Source organism: Mycobacterium sp. ACS4054, assembly GCF_001667275.1.
GTDB lineage: Bacteria > Actinomycetota > Actinomycetes > Mycobacteriales > Mycobacteriaceae > Mycobacterium.
The window spans coordinates 1-25,069 of the sequence record NZ_LZHV01000058.1; the positions used below are offsets into that span (position 1 = coordinate 1).

Below are 25,069 nucleotides of genomic sequence, written 5' to 3' on the forward strand. Positions count from 1 at the left end.
GGGGGACGCGCGGGGGCGGGGCCCCCGGTGTTGATCCGCTCGGTCGGCCGCTCGGTGGGGGGCTGGCCGAACGGGCCTTGGTTGCCGGGACGGCCCCACGTCGAAGGGTCCTGGTTCGGTGGTCCTTGTGGGTTCGTCACCCGACCGATTCTGCACTATCGAGCTGAACGAAATCTGAGTGGTTGCGCAGCACCGCGATGCTCTCCCGGGCCTTGGCGACCCGATCGACGTCGATGTCGGCCACCACCAACTGGGGCCCGGAGCCGGCCGACGCCACGACGCCGCCGAACGGCGAGGCCACCAGGCTGCCGCCCACCCCGGTCGGCGCGCCCGAGCCGGTGAGGGGCTCGCCGGGATCGGCCTGGCCGGCCGCGGCGACGTAGCTCATCGAGTCCAGCGCGCGGGCCCGCGCCAGAAGCGTCCACTGGTCGAGCTTGCCGGGGCCCGAGCCCCACGACGCGCAGACGGCGATCAGCTGGGCGCCGCGGCGGGCCAGCTCGGTGTACAGCGCCGGGAAGCGGATGTCGTAGCAGACGGTCAACCCCACCCGGACGCCGTCAACCGTGATCACCACCGGCTCGCGGCCGGGCGCAACGGTGCGCGACTCGGTGAAGCCGAAGGCGTCGTAGAGGTGGATCTTGTCGTAATGCGTGTCCAGACCGCCCGGGCCGGCCGCGATCAGCGTGTTTTTCACCCGGCCGTCGCCGGCCGGGGTGAACATGCCGGCGACCACCGCGATCCCGCTGTCGGCCGCGATGCGCCGCACACCCGTCGCCCAGGGACCGTCGACCGGCTCGGCGATCGGCCCCAGCGGAACCCCGAAGCGGCACATGGTGGCCTCCGGGAAAACCACCAGCTTGGCGCCCGCGTCGGCGGCCTGGCCGCTGTAGGAGCGGACCAGCTCCAGGTTCGCGCCCGGATCGGTGCCGCTCAGTATCTGCGCCAGCGCGATTCGCATGGCCGCCAGCTTAGGCGCGGCGCCCTCAAGGCATTCTGGCGATCCACTCCGTGGTGAACCGCTGCTCGGCGGCCATCAGTTCGGCCAGCCGGCCGCCGATGAAATTCTCCAGCTTGCCGCCGATGATCGGGACGCGGACCTGGACGGTGGCCCGAAAGGTCAGCCGGGCGCCGCCCGTCCGGGCGACCGGCGACAGCACGGCGGTGCCGTTCAGATTGACCGGGGCGTCCAGGATCGAGCCGACGACACAACCCTGCGCCGCCCCGTCGGCGACCGGGCCCCAGGTCTCCTCGCGCCGGATGCGCAGGTCGCCGCTGTGCAGCTGCGTGACCATCCCGGGCAGCTTGTGGCTGTGGATCACCTGGACGGTGACCACCTCGACGGTGTCGTCGTCGCCCGTTTCGCCACCCACCCGCATCGACTCCAGGGTGGCGACGTCGACACCGGATCCGGCCAGGCGAGCCCGCCAATAGGTCTCGTCCGTGAACGCGCGATGGACTGCTTCAACGCTGCCGTCGTAGTCGGCCGACAAGTCGAATGAACGCGGCATAGCAGGTGAGGCTACCGTTACGGGCCATGAAATCCAGCGATGCCGGTTCGACATTCGCCGGCGCGCATGTCGCCGAAGCGGTGTCGCTCGCGCCGCTGACGACGTTGCGGGTCGGGCCGGTGGCGCGCCGCCTGATCACCTGCACCAGCACCGAACAGGTGGTCGCGGTGCTGCGGGAGCTGGACGCCGAAAGCGGTGGGGGACAACAACCCCCGGTCCTGGTGTTCGCCGGGGGCTCCAACCTGGTGATCGCCGAAACCTACGCCGACCTCACCGCGGTGCGATTGGCCAACAGCGGCATCACCGTCGACGGCAACGTGGTGCGCGCGGAGGCCGGCGCGGTGTGGGACGACGTCGTGGTCCGCGCCATCGAGCGCGGCCTGGGCGGGCTGGAATGCCTGTCGGGGATACCGGGTTCGGCCGGGGCGACCCCGGTGCAAAACGTCGGGGCGTACGGCGCCGAAATCGCCGACACCATCACCCGGGTCCGGATACTGGACCGCCGCAGCGGACAGGTCCGCTGGGTGCCGGGCGCCGAGCTCGGCTTCGGCTACCGCACCAGCGTGTTGAAACGGGCCGGCCACGAAACCCCTTGGGTGGTCCTGGAAGTCGAGTTCGCGCTGGACCCGTCGGGCCGCAGCGCGCCGCTGCGCTACGGCGAGCTGGCGGACGCGCTGGGCGCGAGCGGCGGGGAGCGCGCCGAACCGGAGAAGGTCCGCCAGGCGGTGCTGGCGCTGCGGGGCCGCAAGGGCATGGTGCTCGACGACGACGACCACGACACCTGGAGCGTGGGATCGTTCTTCACCAACCCGGTCGTCGCCCCCGAGGCGTACGAGCGGCTGGCCGCGGGCGTGGACGGGCCGGTGCCGCACTACCCGGCACCGGACGGCGTCAAGCTGGCCGCCGGCTGGCTGGTGGAGCGGGCCGGCTTCGCCAAGGGCTACCCCGACGATCCGGCGGCCCGCTGCCGGCTGTCCACCAAGCACGCACTCGCGTTGACCAACCGCGGCGGTGCCACCGCGGAAGAGGTGATCGCCCTGGCCCGCACGATCCGTGACGGGGTCCACGCTGTGTTTGGTGTCACATTGCAACCGGAGCCGGTCCTGCTCGGCTGCAGGCTGTAGCTCCGAATCCCCCCGACCCCGATTTGTCGCGGCGGGGTCGATGGATTTTCCCCGGTATCTTTGACTTTCGTGAACACGTCGCGCAATCCGCAGCCGGTAAACCGGCGCGTGGCGCTGGCGACCCTCGGACTGGGGGTTTTCGCCCCCAGCGTGCTGGCCGCGTGCGGCGGCCCCGCGGCCAAACAGGCCGAGAAAAAGGAGCAGCCCGCCGCCAAGCTGAAGTTCCAGCCGGCCGATGCGACCGAGAACGTGGTGCCCATCGCGCCGATCAGCGTGGAGATCACCGACGGCTGGTTCCAGCACGTCGCGCTGACCAATTCCGCGGGCAAGGCCGTGGCGGGCAAGTTCAATTCCGATCGCACCGTCTACAGCACCACCGAGCCCCTGGGCTACGACGCGACCTACACCTGGAGCGGCTCGGCCGTCGGGCACGACGGCAAGGCGATCCCGGTCGCGGGCAAGTTCACCACGGTGTCGCCCACCAAGAAGATCGGTGGGTCGTTCCAGCTGGCTGACGGCCAGACCGTCGGGGTGGCGGCGCCGATCATCATCCAGTTCGACGCCCCCATCGCAGACAAGGCCGCCGTCGAGAAGGCGCTGACCGTCACCACCAATCCGCCCGTTGAGGGCAGCTGGGCGTGGCTGCCCGACGAGGTCGGAGGGGCGCGCGTGCACTGGCGCACCCGCGAGTACTACCCGGCCGGCACCACCGTCAACGTCGACGCCAAGCTGTACGGCCTGCCGTTCGGCGACAGCGCCTACGGGGCCGACGACATTTCGCTGAACATCCAGATCGGTCGCCGGCAGGTGGTCAAGGCCGAGGTCTCGTCGCACCGCATCCAGGTGGTCAGGGACGAGGGCGTCATCATGGACTTCCCGTGCAGCTACGGCGAGGCCGACAAGGCGCGCAACGTCACCCGCAACGGCATCCACGTGGTCACCGAGAAGTACGCCGACTTCTACATGTCCAACCCCGCCGCCGGCTACAGCCACGTGCACGAACGCTGGGCGGTGCGGATCTCCAACAACGGCGAGTTCATCCATGCGAATCCGATGAGTGCGGGCGCGCAGGGCAACACCAACGTGACCAACGGCTGCATCAACCTGTCGACCGGCGACGCGGAGCAGTACTACCAGAGCGCGATGTACGGCGACCCGGTGGAGGTGACGGGAAGCTCCATCCAGCTGTCCTACTCCGACGGCGACATCTGGGACTGGGCCGTCGACTGGGACACCTGGGTGGCCATGTCCGCGCTCCCGCCGCCCACTGCGCACCCGCCGTCAACGCAAATCCCGGTCACCGCGCCGGCCACGCCATCGACCGCGCCGTCCCTGTCCGGGACGCCCACGACGACGGCCACGACTTCCAGCCCCGGGGCTAACCCCGGCGGTTAAAGCGGGTCGCGGAGGCCTGGTCGCGCGGCTTCATGACGATCAGGTCGAGGTCGACGTGCGGGGGCCGGGATGCCACGAATCCGATCACCTCGGCGACGTCTTCGGCAACCAACGGCGTGATGCCGGTGTAGACGGCGTCGGCGCGTTGCCGGTCGCCGCCGAAGCGGACAAGCGAGAACTCGGTCTCCACCGCGCCCGGCGCGATCTCGGTCAGCCGCACCGGCTTGCCCAGCAGTTCGCCGCGCAGCGTGCGGTGCAACGCCCCCTGGGCGTGCTTGGCCGCCGTGTACCCGGCGCCGCCGTCGTAAACCTCAAGCGCCGCAACGGAAGTCACCGTGACGATCAGGCCGTCGCCGGAGTCGACGAGCTTGGGCAGCAGCGCCCGGGTGACCCGCAGCGTGCCCATCACGTTGGTCTCCCACATCCAGCGCCAGTGCTCGAAGTCGGAATCGGCCACCGGTGCCAGCCCGCGCGCGCCGCCGGCGTTGTTGACCAGGATGTCCACCCGGCTCAGTTCCTCGGCCAGCGACGCGACCTCCGCGTCGTCTGTGACATCGGCCACAATGGCCGTTCCGCCGATTTCCCTCGCCAGGGCGTTGATCCGGTCCGCCCGGCGCGCCACCGCGACCACGTGAAAGCCCTGAGCAGCGAGGGTCTGGGCGGTCGCCGCGCCGATTCCGGAGCTGGCGCCCGTGACCACCGCGACCCGTTCATTCCTGACATTTCCAGCCATCGAAACAACCTTAGTGAACGTGCTAAATTTTCGGGGTGCACCACAGCGCCCTGTCCAGCACCACCACCGCGTGTCTTTGCGCGGCGGGTGCGTGTTGTTGTCGCGCACTTCGCCGCTCCTGACTTTCAGGTGTGGCCAGTGACGGCCAACAAAAATCGGACAGAAGGACGCTCGTGCGCTCGAATACCCTTACCCAGACTCATCATTCGCCCAGCCGTGCCAGCTACAAGGGCCACCGCTCGGTGCGCCGCCAGATCGTGCCTCCGGCACTGCACATCGCCGACTCGGCGGCGGCCTCGGTCTTCCGGGCCGTCCGGTTGCGTGGGCCCGTCGGGCGTGACGTCATCGCCGGCGTCACCTCGCTGAGCATCGCCACCGTCAACCGCCAAGTCATCGCCCTGCTCGACGCCGGCCTGCTGCGGGAACGCGCCGACCTGGCCGTCTCCGGGGCCATCGGCCGCCCCCGCGTGCCGGTCGAGGTCAACCACGAACCGTTCGTGACGCTCGGCATCCACGTCGGCGCCCGGACCACCAGCATCGTGGCCACCGACCTGTTCGGCCGCACGCTGGACACCGTCGAGACGCCGACGCCGCTCAGCCCCGCCGGGCCCGCGCTTGCCTCGCTGGCCGAAAGCGCCGCCCGCTACCTGCGGCGCTGGCATCGACGCCGCCCGCTGTGGGTGGGCGTCGCGATCGGTGGCACCGTCGACAGCGCCACCGGTCACGTCGATCACCCGCGCCTCGGCTGGCGGCAGGCGCCCGTCGGCCCGGTGTTGGCCGACGCGCTCGGGCTGCCCGTCTCGGTGGCCTCACATGTCGACGCCATGGCGGGGGCCGAGCTGCTGCTCGGGTTGCGGCGCTTCGTGCCCAGCTCGCCCACCAGCCTGTACGTCTACGCCCGCGAGACCGTGGGCTACGCGCTGGTGATCGGCGGCCGGGTGCACTGCCCGGCCAGCGGTCCCGGCACCATCGCGGCGCTGCCCGCCCACTCCGAACTGCTCGGCGGCACCGGCCAGCTGGAATCCACGGTCAGCGACGAGGCGGTGCTGGACGCCGCCCGCCGGCTGCGGATCCTGCCTCCGGTGCCCGCGGGCCGCGCCAACGCCTCGGCCACCGGCATCGCCGACCTGCTGCGGCTGGCCCGGGCCGGCAACCAGCCGGCCCAAGAACTGCTGAACGAGCGGGGGCGGGTGCTCGGGGAGGCGGTGGCGTTGCTGCGCGACATGCTCAACCCCGACGAGCTGGTGGTCGGCGGTCAGGCCTTCACCGAGTATCCCGAGGCGATGGAGCATGTGGAGGCGGCGTTCGCCGAGCGCTCGGTGCTGCCACCGCGCGACATCCGGGTCACCGTCTTCGGCAACCGGGTGCAGGAGGCCGGCGCGGGAACCGTGTCGTTGGGCGGGCTCTACGCCGATCCGCTCGGCGCGATGCGCCGCGCCGGGGCGCTGAGCCCGCGCCTGCGCGACATCGACGAGCCTTCCGCTTAGCGCGAACCCCTGTCCTGGGCGCTGGGCCGGTGAGCGCGGCGTCCTGTAAAGATGACAGAGTGCGGCACGATGACGTCTTCCGGTTGAAACCGCGCCGCGTCGCAGTGCTGGCGGTGCACACCTCGCCGCTGGCCCAGCCGGGTACCGGGGACGCCGGGGGCATGAACGTTTACGTGCTGCAAACCGCGTTGCACCTGGCGCGGCGGGGTATCGAGGTGGAGATCTTCACCCGGGCCACCGCGTCGGCCGACCCCCCGGTCGCGCGGGTGGCGCCCGGCGTGCTGGTGCGGAACGTGGTGGCGGGGCCCTTCGAAGGCCTGGACAAATACGACCTGCCCACCCAGCTGTGCGCGTTCGCCGCCGGGGTGTTGCGGGCGGAGGCGTCGCATGAACCGGGCTACTACGACATCGTGCACTCGCACTACTGGCTGTCCGGCCAGGTCGGCTGGCTGGCCCGCGACCGCTGGGCGGTGCCGCTGGTGCACACCGCGCACACGCTCGCCGCGGTGAAGAACGCGGCGCTGGCGGTGGGTGACGCGCCCGAGCCGCCGCTGCGCACGGTCGGCGAGCAGCAGGTGGTCGACGAGGCGGACCGGCTGATCGTCAACACCGATGACGAAGCGCAGCAACTGATTTCGATCCACCGCGCCGACCCGGCGCGCATCGACGTCGTCCACCCGGGGGTGGATCTCGAGGTATTCCGCCCGGGTGATCGCCGGGCGGCCCGGGCCGCGCTGGGCCTGCCGCTCGACGAGGACGTGGTCGCGTTCGTCGGCCGGATCCAGCCGCTGAAGGCGCCCGACATCGTGCTGCGCGCCGCCGCCAGGCTGCCCGGCGTGCGCATCGTGGTGGCCGGGGGACCGTCGGGCAGCGGGATGGCCTCCCCGGACGGCCTGCGGCGGCTGGCCGACGAGCTCGGCATCGCCGCGCGGGTGAGCTTCCTGCCCCCGCAGTCGCGCACGGACCTGGCCACCCTGTTCCAGGCCGCCAGCCTGGTCGCCGTGCCGAGTTATTCGGAGTCGTTCGGCCTGGTGGCCGTCGAGGCGCAGGCGTGTGGCACGCCGGTGGTGGCGGCCGCGGTCGGCGGCCTGCCGGTGGCCGTGCGCGACGGGGTCACCGGGACGCTGGTGTCCGGCCACGAGGTCGGGCAGTGGGCCGACGCCCTGGACCGGATGCTGCGCCTGAGCGCGCCGCAGGCCGAGGCGATGAGCCGCGCGGCAGCCGCGCACGCGGCCACGTTCTCCTGGGATAACACCACGGACGCGCTGCTGGCCAGCTATCGCCGCGCGATTCGCGAGTACACCGCCGAGCGTCGCGGGGTGGGCGCGTGACGTCCACCGTCGAGCGCGTCATCGAGGACGCGCTGCGCGCCAGCGGCCTGGAGTACTCGAAACACGATGGCGCGCACGGTGGCTTGTCGGGGCTGGTGGTGGCGCTGCCCGGCGAGCGCAGGCTCAAGACCAACACCATCCTGAGCATCGGCGAGCATTCGGTGCGCGTCGAGGCGTTCGTGTGCCGCAAGCCCGACGAGAACCACGAGGGTGTCTACCGCTTCCTGCTCAAGCGGAACCGTCGCCTCTACGGCGTGGCCTACACGCTGGACAAGGTCGGCGACATCTACCTGGTGGGCCGCATGTCGCTGGCATCGGTGGACGCCGAGGAGATCGACCGGGTGCTCGGGCAGGTGCTCGAAGCGGTGGATGCGGACTTTAATACGTTGCTGGAGTTGGGTTTTCGCTCGTCGATTCAGAAAGAGTGGGAGTGGCGGGTGTCGCGCGGGGAGTCGCTGAAGAACCTGGAGGCGTTCGCCCATTTGATCGACGAAGACGACGATGCAGAGCGCGAAGCGCGATGAGGAGAAGTCGAGCAGGTATCGACGAAGACGACGAATAAGCTAGCCGGCATGGGAGATACCGGCACGTTGGTGCTGCTCCGCCACGGCGAGAGCGAATGGAACGCAAGCAACCAGTTCACCGGTTGGGTCGACGTGGACCTGACCGAAAAGGGCCGGGCCGAGGCGGTGCGCAGCGGCGAGCTGCTGGCCGAGCACAACCTGTTGCCCGAGGTGCTCTACACGTCGCTGCTGCGCCGGGCGATCACCACTGCGCACCTGGCTCTGGACGCCGCCGACCGGCTGTGGATCCCGGTGCGGCGCAGCTGGCGGCTCAACGAGCGCCACTACGGCGCGCTGCAGGGGCTGAACAAGGCCGAGACGAAGGACCGCTACGGCGAAGAGCAGTTCATGACCTGGCGGCGCAGCTACGACACGCCGCCACCGCCGATCGAACGGGGCAGCGAGTTCAGCCAGGACACCGACCCCCGCTACACCAACATCGACGGCGGCCCGCTGACCGAATGCCTGGCCGACGTGGTGGCCCGGTTCCTGCCGTATTTCACCGACGTCATCGTCGGTGACCTGCGCAGCGGCAAGACGGTGCTGATCGTCGCGCACGGCAACTCGCTGCGCGCCCTGGTCAAGTACCTCGACGAGATGTCCGACGACGACGTCGTCGGGCTGAACATCCCCACCGGGATTCCGCTGCGCTACGACCTGGGCGGCGACCTGCGGCCGGTGGTGCCGGGTGGCACCTACCTCGACCCGGAGGCGGCCGCGGCGGGTGCCGCGGCGGTTGCCAGCCAGGGCCGCCGCTAGCCGCCGAGCGCTCCCATCGGGAGTTTTTGAAGGCCTGTTTGCCGAACATCACGTGAACGGGAGTGGAACACCTGAAGCGCAAAGTGTGACTTGTCCGATTTTGGCCTCGTTCCGCTAGGGCGGTGTTTCCGAAGATTTGTAGGATTTGCTATGTGACTGTGTTCTCGGCGCTGTTGCTGGCCGGGGTCTTGTCCGTGCTGGGGCTGGCCGTAGGTGTTGCAGCCGGGACCCGGCTGTCGTCGAAAGCGGCCGACCGCAGGCAGCGCGTGAGCCCGGACTGGACCGGGATCACCGTCGCGCAGATGCTGCAACGCATCGTCGCCCTGATGCCGCTGGGGGTCGCGGTGGTCGATTCTCACCGCGACGTCGTCTACCTCAATGACCGGGCCGCCGAGCTCGGCCTGGTGCGCGACCGGCAGCTCGACGACCAGGCGTGGGAAGCGGCGCAGCAGGCGCTGAGCGGCGTCGACGTGGAATTCGACCTGCGGCCGGCCAAGCGGGCGGCCGGCCGGTCCGGCCTGGCGGTGCACGGGCAGGCGCGGCTGCTCAGCGAGGAAGACCGCCGCTTCGCCGTGGTGTTCGCCCACGACCAGTCCGACTACGCGCGCATGGAAGCGACGCGGCGCGACTTCGTGGCCAACGTCAGCCACGAGCTGAAGACCCCGGTGGGCGCCATGGCCCTGCTCGCCGAGGCCCTGCTGGCGTCCTCGGACGACTCCGAAACCGTCCGCCGGTTCGCCGAGAAGGTGCTCGTCGAGGCCAACCGGCTCGGCGACATGGTCGCCGAACTGATCGAGCTGTCCCGGCTGCAGGGTGCCGAGCGGTTACCCAATGTGACCGAGGTCGACGTGGATACCGTTGTGGCGGAAGCCATTTCACGCCACAAGGTGGCCGCCGACAACGCTCAGATCGAGATTCGCACCGACGCGCCCAGCGGTTTGCGGGTGCTGGGCGACGAAACGCTTCTGGTCACCGCGCTGGCCAACCTGGTGTCGAACGCGATCGCCTACTCACCGCCCGGTTCACCGGTCTCGATCAGCCGTCGCCGCCGCGGCGAAAACATCGAGATCGCCGTCACCGACCGCGGTATCGGGATCGCACTGGAAGACCAGGAGCGAGTCTTCGAGCGGTTCTTCCGGGGGGACAAGGCACGCTCGCGCGCCACCGGCGGCAGCGGGCTGGGCCTGGCCATCGTCAAACACGTCGCAGCCAACCACAACGGCAGCATCGGGGTGTGGAGCAAGCCGGGGACGGGATCCACGTTCACGCTGTCGATTCCGGCCTACAAAGACACCGACGACGAACCCGAGCCACCGCAGGGCCGTGAAGTGCGGCCCAACAGGTCACAACGAGAGGAAGAACTGAGTCGATGACTAGCGTCTTGATCGTGGAAGACGAGGAGTCGCTGGCCGATCCGCTGGCATTCCTGTTGCGTAAGGAGGGCTTCGAGGCCACGGTGGTGACCGACGGCCCCGCCGCACTCGCCGAATTCGACCGCGCCGGCGCCGACATCGTGCTGCTCGACCTGATGCTGCCCGGCATGTCGGGGACCGACGTGTGCAAGCAGTTGCGCGCCCGTTCCGGCGTCCCGGTGATCATGGTGACCGCGCGGGACAGCGAGATCGACAAGGTGGTCGGGCTGGAACTCGGCGCCGACGACTATGTGACCAAGCCGTATTCGGCGCGCGAGCTGATCGCCCGCATCCGCGCGGTGCTCCGCCGTGGCGGTGACGACGACTCCGAGATCAGCGACGGGGTGCTCGAGTCGGGACCGGTGCGGATGGACGTCGAGCGACACGTCGTCTCGGTCAACGGCGACACGATCACGTTGCCGCTCAAGGAGTTCGACCTGCTCGAGTACCTGATGCGCAACAGCGGCCGGGTGCTCACGCGCGGACAGTTGATCGACCGGGTATGGGGCGCCGACTACGTCGGCGACACCAAGACCCTCGATGTCCACGTCAAGCGGTTGCGGTCCAAGATCGAGGCGGACCCGGCCAACCCGGTGCACCTGGTGACCGTGCGGGGGCTGGGCTACAAGCTGGAGGGCTAGCCCGAGTCGGCGAAAGCGCGGATTTATCGCGCCTTGGCGGCTTCGCGATGACCCTTCTTTTTCGCACGGGTCGAGCAGCAATGCGACATGTCGCAATGGAACTGATCGCTGCATTCATGCGAACAATAAATTGACGCGGCCGGAAGCCACTCGGGGTCGGACAGGTCGCGCGGCCGGTCATTGGGATCGAACGTGTGGCCGCAATGCACGCAGGTCCTGACCTTGGTAGCCATGTCGTCAGGGTACGCGCAGAGGCGCTCAGTCGCTGCCCGTTTCTGCATTTCGCGGCATCGCCAAGTGTGCAATTCAACCGGAAATCGCCGGCGCCAGCGAATTACTTTTTGTAACTAATTCGGCCGTCGGCCGATGTCGACCGCGCCGTGGTTCGAGGCGACCGGTGCGGCCATCCCGATGAATTCGACAGGGCGGCAGGCCAATAGGCGCAAGTTCGGCACTGGGCGGCGAAATCGACTGCGGCGCAGGCCGTTCCAGAGCTGTGATGCCGGCCGGCATCGGCGAGTGGCCCCAGGCGGCTTTCGGCAAGCGGTGCGGTCACGGGGCCCGGGCGACGATGTGGCCCCGAACACACTGCGCACCGCAGGAATTAATTCGGCAGCCATGACGTTCGGGGTAGCCGTGGCGCGCGACGAAATGCTCGAACGGGTGAACTGTCTTAGCATCAGCCCATTGGTCGACCGTGATCGGGGGGAACGGTGTTGACGCTTCTCAAGCGGGCATGGGTTCCCCTGGTCGTGGTGGTGGCGTCGGTCATCGGCGGCGTCGCGGTGGACCGCCTCAACGGCGTTTTCCCGGGGCCCGGCCTGCCCAAGCCCGATCCGCGGGATGCGACCCCGCCCTACGCCGCCAAGACCGCCGTCTACGAAATCCTGGGGCCACCCGGGACCACCGGCGTCGTCAACTGGATGGATGCCGACGCGCAACCGCAAAAGGCCAACTTCACCACGTTGCCGTGGTCGACGACGATCGTCGCCCAGATGCCCGGCATCTTCGCCTACGTCGTCGCGCAAGGTGACAGCCCCTCCATCGGCTGCCGGATCACGGTCGACGGCAAACTGGTCGATCAACGGCAAGCCGAGACGCGCAATGCGCAGGTCTCCTGCCTGGACAAGTCCGCATGACCGACAACACCAGCGACACCGACGAAATACCCGTCGCACAACCCACCGAAGTCGAGCACAAGCCGCGCATTGCTCGCGCCGTCCGCGTCCTGGCGCTGCCGATCGTCGTCTGCTGGGTGCTGATCGCGGTCGGCGTCAACGTCTTCGTCCCACAGTTGGAGAAGGTCGCCGAGGAGATCTCCGTTCCGCTCTCGCCGTCCGACGCACCGTCGGTCACCGGGATGAAGCACATCGGCGAGAAGTTCAAGGAGTACGACTCGGACAACCTCGTCCTAGTCACCCTGGTCGGTGATAAACCGCTCGGCGAGGACGCGCACCGGTTCTACGACGACCTGGTCAAAAAGATCCAGGCCGACCACGAACACGTCGAGCACGCGCTGAACTTTTGGGGACAGCGCTTCACGTCCTCAGGTGTGGAGAGCTACGACCATAAGGCCGCCTACGTCCAGGTCAACCTCAAAGGCGATCAGGGAGGGGCGGTCGGCGACGAATCCGTTGCCGCGGTGCGCAAGATCGTCGCGGACTCCAAGCCGCCCGCCGGCGTCAAGGCATACGTCGCGGGCCAGGGAGCGCTGACCGCCGACGTGATCGTTGTCGGTGACAAGAGCCTGGCCAAGATCACCATCATCACGGTGGTCATCATCGCGATCATGCTGATGTTCGTTTACCGGTCCATCGGCACCGTGTTGCTGACCATGGTGATCCTCTTCGTGGGACTCGCGGCCGGCCGCGGCGTGGTGTCGCTGCTGGGCGAAACCGGCGTCATGGGGTTGTCGACCTTCGCCGTGAACCTGCTCACCTCACTCGCGATCGCGGCGGGTACCGATTACGCGATTTTCATGGTGGGCCGCTACCAGGAGGGCCGTGAACGCGGTCTGGACCGGGAAGCCGCCTATTACGACACCTTCGCCGGTGTCAGCAAGGTGGTCCTGGGCTCGGGTCTGACCATCGTTGGGGCGCTGGCCTGCTTGAAGTTCACCCGGCTGCCTTACTTCAGTTCGCTGGCGTTCCCGTGCGCGGTGGGTCTGCTGGTGGTGGTGGCGGCCGGGGTCACGCTGACGCCCGCTCTCATCGCAGTCGCCAGTGGCTTCGGTCTTCTGGACCCCAAGCGCAAGTTCAACTACACCCGGTGGCGCCGCCTGGCGACGGCCATCGTGCGCTGGCCGGCGCCCATCCTCGCGACCTCCGTCATCCTGGCGATCGTTGGCGCCCTTGGTCTCGCGGGCTTCACCCCGCGCTACAACGACCTCTACTACCTGCCGCATAGCGCCGCCTCGGTGCAGGCCTACGACGCGGCCGATCGGCACTTCACCCAGGCCCGTCTCAACCCGGACCTGCTGATGATCGAATCGGACCACGATCTGCGCAATCCCCGAGACATGCTGGTGCTGGACAAGGTTGCCGGTGCCATCTTCCGGGTGCCGGGCATCGAACGGGTGCAGAGCATCACCCGACCGCTTGGCCCACCGATCGAAGACGGGTCAATTCCGTTCCAGCTCAGCGTGCAAACCGCGCCGATCCGTGACAACCTCAACTACCTGAGAGACCGCGTCGGCGACATCAAGAAGATCACCGGGTTCCTCGACACCCAGATCTCCCTGCTGGAACGCCAGTACGCGATCACCCAGAAGCTCGCCAACGCGACGGACGACAGCGCAAAAACCACGGCGGAGACCGCCGCCATCACCGACGAAATTCGCGACCACATCGCCGATTTCGACGACTTCTGGCGACCGATCCGCAGCTACTTCTACTGGGAGAGGCACTGCTACGACATCCCGATCTGCTGGTCGCTGCGTAGCCTGTTCGATGCCTTGGACGGGTTTGATCAGCTCGCCGAGAAGTTCCACGCCCTCACCGGCGATCTCACCAACACGGCCGCGGCCACGCGCGAATTGTTGGCGATCATTCCGGAGAACATCGCCGTGTCGAAGGCGATCCGGGATACGACGCTGAACATCTACAGCTCGTTCGACAGTCTGATCGACCAGTTCGACCGGCTCACCGACACCAATGCTGTGATGGGTAAGTCGTTCAACGACGCTCGGGTGGAGAGCCTGTTTTACCTGCCGCCGGAGATCTTCCAGAACTCCGATTTCCAGTTCGGGTTGAGCCTGATGGTGTCGCCCGACGGAAAGGCCGCGCGCTTCATCATCACTCACTCCCTGGACCCGGCAACCGCGGAAGGGATCAAGTCCGTCGAGCAAGAGCGCAACGCGGCAAAGGAGGCGCTGAAGCTCACCTCGCTGGAGAACGCCGACATCTACCTCGGCGGCACCGCCGCGACATTCAACGACATCGCCACCGGCGCCTGGTACGACCTGCTGATCGCCGCGGTGGCGTCGATCGTGCTGATCTTCATCATCATGGTGATCGTCACCCGCGCTCTGGTCGCGGCGGGCGTCATCGTCGGCACGATCGTGCTGTCGCTGGGAGCGGCGTTCGGATTCTCGACGCTGATCTGGCAGCATTTGGGCCACTTCCAGTTGCACTGGGTGGCAACGGAATTCGCGCTGATCGTGCTCTTGGCGGTGGGGTCTGATTACAACTTGATGCTGGTGTCGCGGATCGAGGAGGAGATCGGGGCCGGCCTGAACACCGGACTCATCCGCGGCGTCGGCGTGACGGGCCCGGTGGTGTCCGCGGCCGGTGTGGTGTTCGCCGTGACCATGGCCGCGATGCTCTCCAGCGATCTGCGGGCGATCGGTCAGTTCGGTACGACGATCGGTATCGGCCTGATGTTCGACACCTTCGTCGTTCGGACGCTGATCACGCCGTCGATCATGACGCTGATGGGCCGCTGGTTCTGGTGGCCGAAGCGGGTGCGGGTCCGTCCGGCGAGCCAGATGCTTCGGTCCGTCGGCCCGCGCCCGCTGGTTCGTGCGCTGCTGTACCAACCGCGGCACGCGGTCGCGCGGGATGCGCAGACGTAGCACGCAGAGACCAGGCGTGCGTTGAGGGCGATCAGCGGGCGCGGATCGCCTCGTCGGCCACGCCCAGCGCCAGCGCCATGATGGACACCTGCGGGTTGACCTCAGGGCAGCTCGGCAGGATCGAGGCGTCGGCCACCCACACCCCGTCCACGCCGCGCAGCCGCCCCGTCTCGTCGACCGGGCAGAGCTGATCGTCGGCGCCGGCGGCCGCCGTGCCCGTCGGATGAAAAGCCGCCAGGTGCAGGCTTCTCGGGTCGCTGCGCCGCAGCGCATCCTGCAGGGCGGGCAGCGACGTCACCGTCATCGCGCCGGGCAAACCGGTCAGCACCTCGCTCGCCCCCGCCGCGAACAACAGCCGGCCCATCGCCTCGAGCGCCACCACGAGCTTGCCGACGTCGGCGCGCGCGATGTTGTAGCGCACCAGCGTCTCGCCGCGCACGGTGGACACCGAGCCGACGCCGCGATCGGCCACCATGGCGCCGAACGTCGCCACCCGGGGCGCGGCATCCAGCCAGCCGAGCAACTCGGCGCCGTAGCCCGGGTACACCATCGAGCCCATCCCCGGCGGGGTGGAGGTCGCTTCGATGAGCACGCCGTGCGACTCGTGCAACTCGTGAACCGCCGCGCTTTGCAGCACCCCGTGCCAGGCCACGACGTCGTCCTCGAAGCGGCCCGCGAGCATGGTCGCCGGATGCAGCGCCAGGTTGCGGCCGAGCCGCGGATGCGCGCCAAAGCCGCTGCGCCGCAACAACCCCGGCGTTTCGGTGGCGCCGGCCGCGACGATGACCGTGTCGGCCAGCACGTCCAGCGCGGTGCCGTCGGGCCGGCGGGCGCGCACCCCTCGTGCGCGCCCGTGCCCGTGCAGCACCCGCTCGACGCGGGCGTGGGAGATGATCCGCGCGCCCGACGCGCACGCCTCGGGCAGCGCGTTGAGGTGCACGCCGAACTTGGCGTTGCGGGGGCAGCCGATCGCGCACTGGCAGCAGCCCTCGCAGCCCGGCGCGTTGCGCGGGATGGGCGCCGCCCGCCAGCCCAGCGTGGCGGCGGCCTCCAGCAGCAGGCGCCCGTTGTGGCCCATGACCTCGAGTGGCACCGGGGCGACTCGCAGCGTGCGTTCGACGTCGTCCAGGCGCGCGGCCAGCCGGTCGGGATCGGCCAGCGCGAGCCCGAAGTCGTTGCGCCACCGCCGTTGCACGGCCGCCGGCGGGCGGTAGCAAGTGCCGGAGTTCACCACCGTCGTGCCGCCGACCGCCCGGCCGATGGGCAGCACCACCGACGGGCGGCCCAGGGCGACGGTGGCGCCGGCACCGCGATACAGCCCGGCGTAACGGTCGATCGGGTGGGTGGTGCGGAATTCCTGGACCGTCCACCGGCGTCCCTCCTCGAGGACGACGACGTCCAGGCCGGCTCGGGCGAGCGTGCGGGCCGCCATCGCTCCACCGGCGCCCGACCCCACGATCACCGCGTCGGCGGTGACGACGGAGGTCTCATCGGCCGACGACACGATGTTCAGCGCGGCGTCGGGCCGGGCCGTCGCGTGCTGGCCGGCATGCGAAATCAATTCCGTCGCATAGGTTTCCGCGCCATTGGCCAGCAACACGATCGCCTTCATGGCCTCGACGGCCGCCCCGGCGTCCGGACTCAGCGCGGCGACCCGGCGTAGGACCTGCTCCCGGCGGTCGGGGCCGAGCCGCGACAATGGCCGGCCGGTGGTGGCGTAGCTCGCCGCGGCCAGCGTGAACAACCCGGCGCGCACGGCCACGCGTGATGTCGTCGGCAGCTGCCGCAGGTAACGCTCGACACGGCCGGTCAGCTCGGGTGGCGTCGGGCCGCCGTATTCCTGCGGCAGCAGGGCGGTTCCGAACGAGGCGACCAGGCTCATGTCGTCCGCGCGAGCCGGCGGCCCAGCTTGATGAAGAAGGGATAGGTGGCGAAGATGGCGGCGGCCGCCGCGTGCAGGGGCCAGTCCGCCTTTGCGGTGTTGACGCGGAAAACCCCGCTGTTCCACATGAAGTCGCGGCCGTTGCGGGCGCGGAACGGCCGCCACAGCAGCCCGAGCCCGGGGACGTTGTTGTACAACCCGAACGAGCCGCCGAAGAACACGCCCAGGGTGGCGGCCTCGGCGGCGTCGCGCTGCTCGGCGGGCAGCCGCCGCTCGATGAGCAGGCCGGAGGCGAACAGCAGCGGTGGGTCGAGCAGAAAGCTCATGAAAGGATCCTTTCGTTGACCTCGGGTGCCGCGCGGCCGCGCAGGCCCACTTCGGCGTGCCCGGTGCCCAGCACCGACCACCGCCGGTCGTCGATCTCGATGTGGACGTCGGCCTGTTCGGTGTTGGTGCACACCGCTTTTCCGCCGTCGGGGTCGGTGTACTCCAGGCTCACGCACCGCTGCGCGGGTTGGTCCACGCGGATCAGCACCCGGCGGCCGCCGATGCGGCCCTCCAGCTGCCAGTGCGCCAGGCCAAGGGTCGTCCGCATCCGCAGCGACGGCAAAGGGCTTGCGGGCCAATCCTTTCCATCGATGCGAAACCGCACGAACGCCAGCGGGGCCAGCTTGTTCAGGCCCGGCCTATTGGAGACCGCCGCAACAACTTCCATGACGTCGCCGTTGCCGAGGTCGGCGTGGACCCAACCCCAGCGCTTGGCGTTGCCGTGCCCGTAGATGTGCGCGACGCCGCCACGCCAGCCGTCGATGCGCGACGCGGTGCCCGCGACGGTCAGCGAGCCGGTGAAGTCGGCGGTGGGGGCGATGACCACCTGGGCGCCCGGCAACACCTCACGGTCCCAGGCCGCGCGGGGGAACGTCCACAGCGGTGCGCGGGTGTCCGTCCACGCCAGGTCCCAGGCGAGCGACCCGGCGCGTCCGCTGAGCTGGCGATCGCCCACCCGGACGCCTTCGGCGTCGAACCACCAGGGCCCGCTGGCGGGCCGGGTGGGGGCGGGACCGAACCGCTCGGTGCGGGGCGGGCCCTCGGGCGGAAACCAGGTGGCCCAGCCGTGCGCGTAGGCGGCGTCGGCGCCGGCGAGCGGGGCGACCGTCTCGCAGTGCACCCACAGCCCGGCGCGCGTCGCCGGATCCGACAGGGTGGCGTACCAGACTTCCAGGCGGCCGGCCTTGCCGCGCCAGCGTGGATTCGCCGCCGATTGCGTGTCGCCGTCCATTGCTCAACCTCCCGAGGGTTAATCCACTATATTGGTTGAGCCAATGAACCAGTCAAATCCGCTGCGTCCGCCGGACCGCCAACGCGTCGACGAACAGATCGCCGCGTCGATCACCGACGCGATCCTCGACGGCGCGTTTCCGCCGGGCTCGGCCCTGCCGCCCGAGCGCGAGCTGGCCGAACAGCTCGGCGTCAACCGCACGTCGCTGCGCCAGGGCCTGGCCCGGCTCCAGCAGATGGGCCTGATCGAGGCCCGGCACGGCAGCGGCAACGTGGTCGCGGACCCGCAGGGGCTCACCCACCCCGCGGTGGTCGAGGCGCTGGTGCGCAAGCTGGGGCCGGAGTTTTTGGTGGAGCTGTTCGAGATCCGGGCGGCGCTGGGCCCGTTGATCGGGCGATCGGCGGCCCGACGGCGCGCCCCCGAGGATGCCGAGGCGCTGCGCGCCGCGCTGGCCGCGGTCGGTGAGGCCGACAGCGCGGCGGCGCGCCAGGCCGCCGACCTCGCCTACTTCCGGGTGCTCATCCACCACAGCCGCAACCGCGCGCTGGGGTTGCTCTATCGCTGGGTCGAGCACGCCTTCGGCGGCCGGGAGCACCAGCTCACCGCGGCGTACGACGACGCCGCGCCGGTGGTGGCCGGGCTCACCGCGATCACCGAGGCCGTGCTGGCGGGCGACGAGGCGGGGGCCGCCGCGGCCGTCGAGGCGTACCTGCACGCCAGCGCGCAGCGAATGGTGTTGTCCTACAACAAGACCGAGGCTATTCCGCGAGGCGAGTCGCGGGATGAACCGCGATGAGGCCCAACTTGGCGCGGCGCTTGCACATGGCCGCCAGCTCCGCGTAGGCCTTGGCGCCGAGCAGCTCGGTGAGCTCGTCGGCCATGCTCTCCCACACCTGCTTGGCGCCGACGTGGGCGCCCGGATCACCCGTGCAGTACCAGTGCAGGTCGGCGCCCCCGGAACCCCAGCCGCGCCGATCATATTCGGTGACAGTGGTTTTGAGGATCTCGGTGCCGTCGGGCCGCGTCACCCACTCCTGGCTGCGCCGGATCGGCAGCTGCCAACAGACGTCGGGCTTCATGGTCAGCGGCGCGACGCCCAGCTTGAGGGCCTTGCTGTGCAGCGCGCACCCGACACCCCCGGGGAAGCCGGGCCGGTTCAAGAAGATGCAGGCGTCCTTGTGTTTGCGGGTGCGGTACTGGGCCTGCCCGTCGTGCTCGTCGAGTTCCAGGTATCCCTTGCGGCCCAAGCCCTTTTCGCGGAATTGCCAGTCGTCGTCGGTCAGGTGCTTCACCGCGTCGTCGAGCCGGGCGCGGTCGTCGTCGTCAGACAGGAACGCCCCGTGCGAGCAGCAGCCGTCGTCCGGGCGGCCCGCCACCGTGCCGTGGCAGGCGGGGGTGCCGAACACGCACGTCCACCGCGACAGCAGCCAGGTGAGGTCGGCCGCGATCAGGTGCTCCGGATTGTCCGGGTCGTAGAACTCCACCCACTCACGGGCGAAGTCCAGCTCGACCTCGTGTCCCGGCTCAGGGTAGGAATTCGCCACGGCGTCCACGTTAGACGACGCATCCGGCTCTTCGACCCGCTGACACTCGGGGCCCGACCGAACATCGTCGGCAACTTCCTTTGCGGGCCGCACGCGAGGTCCGCCCATATCCGACTAGGTTGTTTTCCGTGCGATTGGGCGTTCTCGACGTGGGCAGCAACACAGTTCATCTGTTGGTGGTTGATGCGCACCGTGGTGGGCATCCCACGCCCATGAGTTCGACGAAGGCCACCCTGCGGCTGGCCGAGTCGATCGACAGCTCGGGCAAGATCACCAAGCGCGGCGCCGAGAAGCTGATCTCCACGATCGACGAGTTCGCCAAGATCGCCGACAGCTCCGGTTGCGCCGAGTTGATGGCCTTCGCGACCTCCGCGCTGCGCGACGCGGTGAACTCCGACGACGTGCTGACCCGCGTCCGCAAGGAAACCGGCGTCGAGCTGGAGGCGCTGAGCGGGGTCGACGAGTCGCGGCTGACCTTCCTCGCGGTGCGCCGCTGGTACGGGTGGAGCGCGGGGCGGATCATCAACCTCGACATCGGCGGCGGCTCGCTGGAGATGTCCAGCGGCGTCGACGAGGAGCCGGAGGTGGCGCTGTCGCTGCCGCTGGGCGCCGGCCGGCTGACCCGCGAGTGGCTGCCCGACGACCCACCCGGGCGGCGCCGGGTCGGGATGCTGCGCGATTGGCTGGACGCCGAGCTCGCCGAGTCCGCCGTGACGTTGCTGGAAGCCGGCGCTCCGGACCTGGCGGTGGCGACGTCGAAGACGTTTCGCTCACTGGCGCGGCTCACCGGTGCGGCGCCGTCGGCCGACGGGCCGCGGGTGAAGCGGACGCTCACAGCAAACGGCCTCAGGCAACTCATATCTTTCATCTCTAGGATGACGACCGCCGACCGGGCAGAACTGGAAGGAGTGAGCGCCGAGCGGGCGCCGCAGATCGTGGCGGGTGCGCTGGTGGCGGAGGCGAGTATGCGAGCGCTGTCGATCGAATCGGTGGATATCTGCCCGTGGGCATTACGGGAAGGTCTCATCTTGCGCAAACTCGACAGCGAAGCCGACGGAACGCCCCTCATGAAGCGATCCGTGCGCGATGCTGGAGGCCAGGCAGGTGATCGGGACGGCAACCGATCGAGAGGCGACAAAGCATGACCGGACCACACTCCGAGACCGAGACCGAGGGCGCGGGCACTCGGCCGATCTCGGTGGCCGAACTTCTGGCCAGGAATGGAACCATCGGCGCCCCGGCGGTCACCGGGCGGCGCCGCCGACGGCGCGGTGACAGCGACGCGGTGACCGTCGCGGAGCTGACCGGCGAAATTCCGGTCATCCGGGACGACGACGAGGACCCCCGCCTCGCCGAGCAGCCCAGCGCCGAACCCGTCGCCGCCGCCCCGCAGCAGCAAACCGAAGCCAAGCCCGCCAGCGCGTACTGGTCGCAGCCGGAGCCGCGCTGGCCCAAGTCGCAGCCGAAGAAGCCGTCCGGGCCGGAGCGCAGCGAGTACCCGCGCCCGCTGAGCCATGCCGAGGCGACGAACGGCACCGGCCAATCCGGCGCCGAGGACATGAATCCCGACCCGCTGGACCATTACAGCGACCTCCCGGTCGACGTAATGGATTCGGAGGTGCGCGAGGCCGAAACCGCGCAGGAGGATTCCGCGTACGTGCGCTCCTACCTGCAGACCGAGACCGACGAGGCCGAGGAGGACGTCGACCCGCTGGCCGCCGGATACGTGCCCGAGGAGGACCTCGACGAGACGAGGCACGCGGACGCGGCCACCGACACCCACGCACCGGGCCGGTTCGAGGGGATCTGGCGCGGCAGCCTGGTCGTTTTCCAGTCGATCCTGGCCGTCGCTTTCGGCGCGGGATTGTTCGTCGCCTTCGACCAGTTGTGGCGCTGGAACAGCATCGTGGCCCTGGTGCTCTCGGTGCTGGTGATCCTGGGCCTGGTGGTCGGCGTCCGGGTGGTGCGCAAGACCGAGGACATCGCCAGCACGTTGATCGCGGTCGCGGTGGGGGCGTTGATCACCCTGGGCCCCCTGGCGCTGTCGCTGCAGTCGGGCTAGGCGGACCCGGGACCACACAGACCGTTGCGCCCAGCTATCAAAGTCGGACTCTCAACGGCTTCGGTGTACCCATTGCGGGCCGAGGCCGCGTTCGAGTACGCCGCCCGGCTCGGCTACGACGGGGTCGAGCTGATGGTGTGGGCCGAAACGGTCAGCCAGGACATCGACGCCATCGCCAAACTGTCCCGGCGCTATCGGGTACCGGTGCTGTCCGTGCACGCGCCCTGCCTGCTGATCTCGCAACGGGTGTGGGGCGCCAACCCGATCCCCAAGCTGGACCGCAGCGTGCGCGCCGCCGAGCAGCTCGGCGCGCAGACCGTCGTCGTGCACCCGCCGTTTCGCTGGCAGCGGCGCTACGCCGAGGGCTTCAGCGAGCAGGTCGCGGCGCTGGAGGCCTCGAGCGACGTGATGGTCGCGGTGGAAAACATGTTCCCGTTCCGCGCGGACCGGTTCTTCGGATCGGGCCAATCGCTGGAGCGGATGCGCCGGCGTGGCGGCGGCCCGGGCCCGGCCATCTCGGCGTTTGCGCCCTCCTACGACCCGCTGGACGGCAACCACGCGCACTACACGCTGGACCTGTCCCACACCGCGACCGCGGGCAGCGATTCGCTGGACATGGCCCAGCGGATGGGCGAGGGCCTGGTCCACCTGCATCTGTGCGACGGCAGCGGCCTGCCCGCCGACGAGCACCTGGTGCCCGGGCATGGCACCCAGCCCACCGCGGAGGTCTGCCAGATGCTGGCCGGCAGCCACTTCGGCGGCCACGTCATCCTGGAGGTGTCCACGTCCAGCGCGCGTTCGGCCAACGAGCGCGAAAGCATGCTCGCCGAATCGCTGCAGTTCGCCCGCACGCACCTGCTGCGCTGATCAATCCAGGAGACCATGAACGCGTTATTCACCACCGCGATGGCATTGCGGGAGGTTGACCCCGGCGTCTTTGAAGGCGAGCTCAACAAGCACTGGACCATCGGTCCGAAGGTGCACGGCGGCGCGATGCTGGCGCTGTGCGCCAACGCCGCCCGCAGCGCCTGCGGCGGCCCGTCGGCCGGCTTTGAGGCGATCCAGCAGCCGGTCGCGGTGTCGGCGAGCTTCCTGTGGGCCCCCGACCCGGGGCCGATGCGGCTGGTGACCTCGATCCGCAAGCGTGGCCGGCGGATCAGCGTGGTCGACGTCGAGCTCACCCAGGACGACCGCACCGCGGTGCACGCCGTGGTCAACCTCGGTGAGCCGGAGCACTTTCCGCCCGACGGTGACGCCAAGCCGCTGCTGTCGGCCAACCCGGTGGTGGACCTGATGGCGCCCGAGCCGCCCGACGACATCGCGCCGATCGGGCCCGGCCACCCGCTGGCCGGCCTGGTGCACCTCGGCGAGGGCTGCGACGTGCGGCCGGTGTTGTCGACGCTCGGGCCGACGGCCGACGGGGGACCGCCGGTGATCCAGATGTGGGCGCGGCCCCGGGGCGTGGCGCCGGACGCGCTGTTCGCGCTGATGTGCGGGGACCTGTCCGCGCCGGTGACCTTCGCGGTGGAGCGCACCGGCTGGGCGCCCACCGTCCAGCTGACCGCCTTCCTGCGCGGCTTGCCCGCCGACGGGTGGCTCCGGATCATCGCGACCTGCACCGAGATCGGGCATGACTGGTTCGACGAGGACCACACCGTCGTCGACAGTCTGGGCCGCCTCGTCGTGCAGGCCCGCCAACTGGCGCTGGTCCCTGCCGCCGGGTAGCCGCCGGTGTCTGCGATGCTGTCGGGCATGGCAAGAATCGCGATCATCGGTGGCGGCAGCATCGGGGAGGCACTGCTGTCGGGTCTGCTGCGCGCGGGCCGGCAGGTCAAAGACCTGGTGGTGGCCGAGCGGGTCCCGGAGCGCGCCGAGTATCTGGCCGCCACCTATTCGGTGCTGATCACCTCGGTGGCCGATGCGGTGGAGAACGCGTCCTTCGTCGTGGTGGCGGTGAAGCCGGGCGATGTCGAGCCGGTGATGGCGGAGCTGGCCAAGGCGGCCGCCGCGGCCGAGACCGACAGCGCCGAGCAGGTGTTCGTCACCGTCGCGGCCGGAATCGGCCTCTCGTACTTCGAGTCGAAGCTGCCCGCCGGGACGCCGGTGGTGCGCGCCATGCCCAACGCGGCGGCGTTGGTCGGCGCGGGGGTGACCGCCCTGGCCAAGGGCCGGTTCGTCACCGTCCCGCAGCTCGAGGGGGTCTCGGCCCTGTTCGACTCCGTCGGCGGCGTGCTGACCGTGCCGGAAGCCCAGATGGACGCGGTGACCGCGCTTTCCGGGTCGGGCCCGGCCTATTTCTTCTTGATGGTCGAGGCCCTGGTGGACGCCGGGGTGGCCGCGGGCCTGAGCCGCGAGGTGGCCACCGACCTGACCGCGCAGACCATGGCCGGGTCGGCGGCCATGCTGCTGGAACGGATGGACGCCGAGCGGCGACCGGCCGAGGGGGAGGCGCCGGGATTGCGGGTGGACGCCACCGCGACCCAGCTGCGGGCCACCATCACCTCGCCCGGCGGAACCACCGCCGCCGGGCTGCGCGAACTGGAACGGGGCGGCCTGCGGGCGGCCGTGGATGCGGCGGTTCAGGCCGCCAAAATGCGCTCTGAGCAGCTAAGAATTACATCGGAGTAATCCAAGATTTTTGAACTGATTGTCCCCCACCAGTACCAGTAACCCCATTAGTCCCGCTATTCTCCTCTTTGTATGCACGTGTGGGTGCCAGCGGAGGGGAAGCCGCTGGCATTGCGGGTGCCTGACACGATTGGGTTGCGATGACGTCTACGAACGGGCCATCGGCGCGCGATTCTGCTGGTAAGCGGGACACCGGTTCCGGCGAGGGCCAGCCGGGCAGGACACAGTTCCTGACCGTCGCCGAGGTGGCGGCGTTGATGCGGGTCTCCAAGATGACGGTGTACCGGCTGGTGCACAACGGCGAGCTGCCCGCGGTCCGCGTCGGGCGGTCTTTCCGCGTGCACGCCAAGGCGGTGCACGACATGTTGGAGACGTCCTACTTCGACGCGGGCTGAGACGAAACCGGCCGCCCGCTGACTGCGCGCGCGGCCGGCCATGCGCTCCGCGGCGGGCGCCGACGCCGGTTTGGTGTTCGGTGCGTCCCGCCGGGTAAAGTGTCCGGGTCAATCGGAGCAAGCAGGTCACGGGTCAGATAGCGGAGTTCATGGGTTCAGTAATCAAGAAGCGGCGCAAGCGCATGTCGAAGAAGAAGCACCGCAAGTTGTTGCGCCGCACTCGGGTGCAGCGCAGAAAACTCGGTAAGTAGGGC

The 25,069-nt window shown here is 69.5% G+C and carries 26 protein-coding genes; 18 read left to right on the forward strand and 8 right to left on the reverse strand.

Annotation, left to right across the window (positions count from 1 at the left end; translation table 11 throughout):
• Positions 1-136: 136 nt before the first annotated feature.
• Both A5730_RS16445 and A5730_RS16450 read right to left on the reverse strand, forming a co-directional pair.
• Positions 137-958, reverse strand: a complete 822-nt coding sequence (locus A5730_RS16445) for a carbon-nitrogen hydrolase family protein (RefSeq protein ID WP_067902475.1) — start codon at positions 956-958, stop codon at positions 137-139.
• Between the two features lie 25 nt (positions 959-983).
• Entirely contained in the window at positions 984-1,508 is a 525-nt protein-coding gene (locus A5730_RS16450) for a DUF2505 domain-containing protein (protein ID WP_067902478.1), read from the reverse strand.
• Between the two features lie 26 nt (positions 1,509-1,534).
• On the opposite strand from A5730_RS16450, the gene A5730_RS16455 reads away from it, so the two are divergent.
• Both A5730_RS16455 and A5730_RS16460 read left to right on the forward strand, forming a co-directional pair.
• Entirely contained in the window at positions 1,535-2,632 is a 1,098-nt protein-coding gene (locus A5730_RS16455; RefSeq protein ID WP_067902480.1) for a UDP-N-acetylmuramate dehydrogenase, read from the forward strand.
• Between the two features lie 21 nt (positions 2,633-2,653).
• Positions 2,654-4,027, forward strand: coding sequence for an Ig-like domain-containing protein (locus A5730_RS16460; RefSeq protein WP_197506285.1), 1,374 nt, complete (start codon positions 2,654-2,656; stop codon positions 4,025-4,027).
• Here A5730_RS16460 and A5730_RS16465 read toward each other — a convergent pair.
• A complete protein-coding gene (locus A5730_RS16465; protein ID WP_067902485.1) occupies positions 4,011-4,760 on the reverse strand; it encodes an SDR family NAD(P)-dependent oxidoreductase in 750 nt (249 codons plus the stop codon). The genes A5730_RS16460 and A5730_RS16465 overlap by 17 nt on opposite strands.
• A 173-nt stretch (positions 4,761-4,933) precedes the next feature.
• Between A5730_RS16465 and A5730_RS16470 the strand changes: the two genes are divergently transcribed.
• The 6 genes from A5730_RS16470 (at position 4,934) to regX (ending at position 10,953) form a co-directional block, all read left to right on the forward strand.
• Positions 4,934-6,247: an ROK family transcriptional regulator gene (locus A5730_RS16470; protein WP_067902488.1), complete on the forward strand. Its 1,314-nt coding sequence runs from the start codon at positions 4,934-4,936 to the stop codon at positions 6,245-6,247.
• 29 nt (positions 6,248-6,276) lie between these two features.
• Positions 6,277-7,578 (forward strand): D-inositol-3-phosphate glycosyltransferase, encoded by a 1,302-nt coding sequence (gene mshA / locus A5730_RS16475; RefSeq protein WP_231994698.1) that lies wholly within the window; start codon positions 6,277-6,279, stop codon positions 7,576-7,578.
• Positions 7,575-8,102, forward strand: coding sequence for a YbjN domain-containing protein (locus A5730_RS16480; protein WP_067902492.1), 528 nt, complete (start codon positions 7,575-7,577; stop codon positions 8,100-8,102). The genes mshA and A5730_RS16480 overlap by 4 nt, the downstream gene beginning before the upstream one ends.
• 48 nt (positions 8,103-8,150) lie before the next feature.
• Positions 8,151-8,900: a phosphoglyceromutase gene (locus tag A5730_RS16485; RefSeq protein WP_067902496.1), complete on the forward strand. Its 750-nt coding sequence runs from the start codon at positions 8,151-8,153 to the stop codon at positions 8,898-8,900.
• A 152-nt stretch (positions 8,901-9,052) separates the two neighbouring features.
• Entirely contained in the window at positions 9,053-10,273 is a 1,221-nt protein-coding gene (locus A5730_RS16490; protein ID WP_156745837.1) for a cell wall metabolism sensor histidine kinase WalK, read from the forward strand.
• Positions 10,270-10,953: a two-component sensory transduction protein RegX gene (gene regX / locus A5730_RS16495; protein WP_036352187.1), complete on the forward strand. Its 684-nt coding sequence runs from the start codon at positions 10,270-10,272 to the stop codon at positions 10,951-10,953. The genes A5730_RS16490 and regX overlap by 4 nt, the downstream gene beginning before the upstream one ends.
• 23 nt (positions 10,954-10,976) lie before the next feature.
• Here the strand turns inward: regX and A5730_RS24415 are convergent, their stop codons facing one another.
• Positions 10,977-11,186 (reverse strand): ferric uptake regulation protein, encoded by a 210-nt coding sequence (locus A5730_RS24415; RefSeq protein WP_082946867.1) that lies wholly within the window; start codon positions 11,184-11,186, stop codon positions 10,977-10,979.
• Positions 11,187-11,669: 483 nt separating this feature from the next.
• On the opposite strand from A5730_RS24415, the gene A5730_RS16500 reads away from it, so the two are divergent.
• Together A5730_RS16500 and A5730_RS16505 are read left to right on the forward strand one after the other, a co-directional pair.
• Entirely contained in the window at positions 11,670-12,092 is a 423-nt protein-coding gene (locus A5730_RS16500) for an MmpS family transport accessory protein (protein WP_197506279.1), read from the forward strand.
• The gene (locus tag A5730_RS16505; RefSeq protein ID WP_067902505.1) at positions 12,089-15,025 is read left to right on the forward strand and encodes an RND family transporter; all 2,937 of its coding nucleotides are present in this window, start codon (positions 12,089-12,091) and stop codon (positions 15,023-15,025) included. Before A5730_RS16500 ends, A5730_RS16505 begins: the two co-directional genes overlap by 4 nt.
• Before the next feature lie 31 nt (positions 15,026-15,056).
• Here the strand turns inward: A5730_RS16505 and A5730_RS16510 are convergent, their stop codons facing one another.
• From A5730_RS16510 to A5730_RS16520, 3 genes are read right to left on the reverse strand one after another with little or no spacing between them, the layout of a single operon-like run.
• Positions 15,057-16,907 (reverse strand): GMC family oxidoreductase, encoded by a 1,851-nt coding sequence (locus A5730_RS16510; protein ID WP_067902509.1) that lies wholly within the window; start codon positions 16,905-16,907, stop codon positions 15,057-15,059.
• A complete protein-coding gene (locus A5730_RS16515) occupies positions 16,904-17,233 on the reverse strand; it encodes a hypothetical protein (RefSeq protein ID WP_067902512.1) in 330 nt (109 codons plus the stop codon). The genes A5730_RS16510 and A5730_RS16515 overlap by 4 nt, the downstream gene beginning before the upstream one ends.
• Entirely contained in the window at positions 17,230-18,186 is a 957-nt protein-coding gene (locus tag A5730_RS16520; protein ID WP_067902514.1) for a hypothetical protein, read from the reverse strand. The genes A5730_RS16515 and A5730_RS16520 overlap by 4 nt, the downstream gene beginning before the upstream one ends.
• 43 nt (positions 18,187-18,229) lie before the next feature.
• On the opposite strand from A5730_RS16520, the gene A5730_RS16525 reads away from it, so the two are divergent.
• Positions 18,230-18,982, forward strand: coding sequence for a FadR/GntR family transcriptional regulator (locus A5730_RS16525; RefSeq protein ID WP_067902517.1), 753 nt, complete (start codon positions 18,230-18,232; stop codon positions 18,980-18,982).
• Here A5730_RS16525 and A5730_RS16530 read toward each other — a convergent pair.
• Entirely contained in the window at positions 18,945-19,739 is a 795-nt protein-coding gene (locus tag A5730_RS16530; protein ID WP_067902519.1) for a hypothetical protein, read from the reverse strand. The two genes, A5730_RS16525 and A5730_RS16530, sit on opposite strands and share 38 nt — an antisense overlap.
• A 119-nt stretch (positions 19,740-19,858) precedes the next feature.
• Between A5730_RS16530 and A5730_RS16535 the strand changes: the two genes are divergently transcribed.
• The 7 genes from A5730_RS16535 to A5730_RS24420 all read left to right on the forward strand — a co-directional run bounded on the left by A5730_RS16535 (position 19,859) and on the right by A5730_RS24420 (position 25,066).
• Entirely contained in the window at positions 19,859-20,875 is a 1,017-nt protein-coding gene (locus A5730_RS16535) for a Ppx/GppA phosphatase family protein (RefSeq protein ID WP_067902522.1), read from the forward strand.
• Positions 20,872-21,792, forward strand: a complete 921-nt coding sequence (locus A5730_RS16540) for a hypothetical protein (protein ID WP_067902524.1) — start codon at positions 20,872-20,874, stop codon at positions 21,790-21,792. Before A5730_RS16535 ends, A5730_RS16540 begins: the two co-directional genes overlap by 4 nt.
• 24 nt (positions 21,793-21,816) lie before the next feature.
• Entirely contained in the window at positions 21,817-22,659 is an 843-nt protein-coding gene (locus A5730_RS16545) for a sugar phosphate isomerase/epimerase (RefSeq protein WP_067902527.1), read from the forward strand.
• A gap of 15 nt (positions 22,660-22,674) precedes the next feature.
• Complete coding sequence (locus A5730_RS16550; protein ID WP_067902529.1) at positions 22,675-23,517, forward strand: thioesterase family protein; 843 nt, start codon at positions 22,675-22,677, stop codon at positions 23,515-23,517.
• 27 nt (positions 23,518-23,544) lie between these two features.
• Positions 23,545-24,420, forward strand: coding sequence for a pyrroline-5-carboxylate reductase (gene proC / locus A5730_RS16555; protein WP_197285988.1), 876 nt, complete (start codon positions 23,545-23,547; stop codon positions 24,418-24,420).
• Between the two features lie 140 nt (positions 24,421-24,560).
• The gene (locus tag A5730_RS16560; RefSeq protein ID WP_067902532.1) at positions 24,561-24,815 is read left to right on the forward strand and encodes a cell division/environmental response transcriptional regulator; all 255 of its coding nucleotides are present in this window, start codon (positions 24,561-24,563) and stop codon (positions 24,813-24,815) included.
• Positions 24,816-24,964: 149 nt separating this feature from the next.
• Positions 24,965-25,066, forward strand: coding sequence for a 30S ribosomal protein bS22 (locus tag A5730_RS24420; protein ID WP_003402602.1), 102 nt, complete (start codon positions 24,965-24,967; stop codon positions 25,064-25,066).
• The last annotated feature ends 3 nt before the right edge of the window (positions 25,067-25,069 follow it).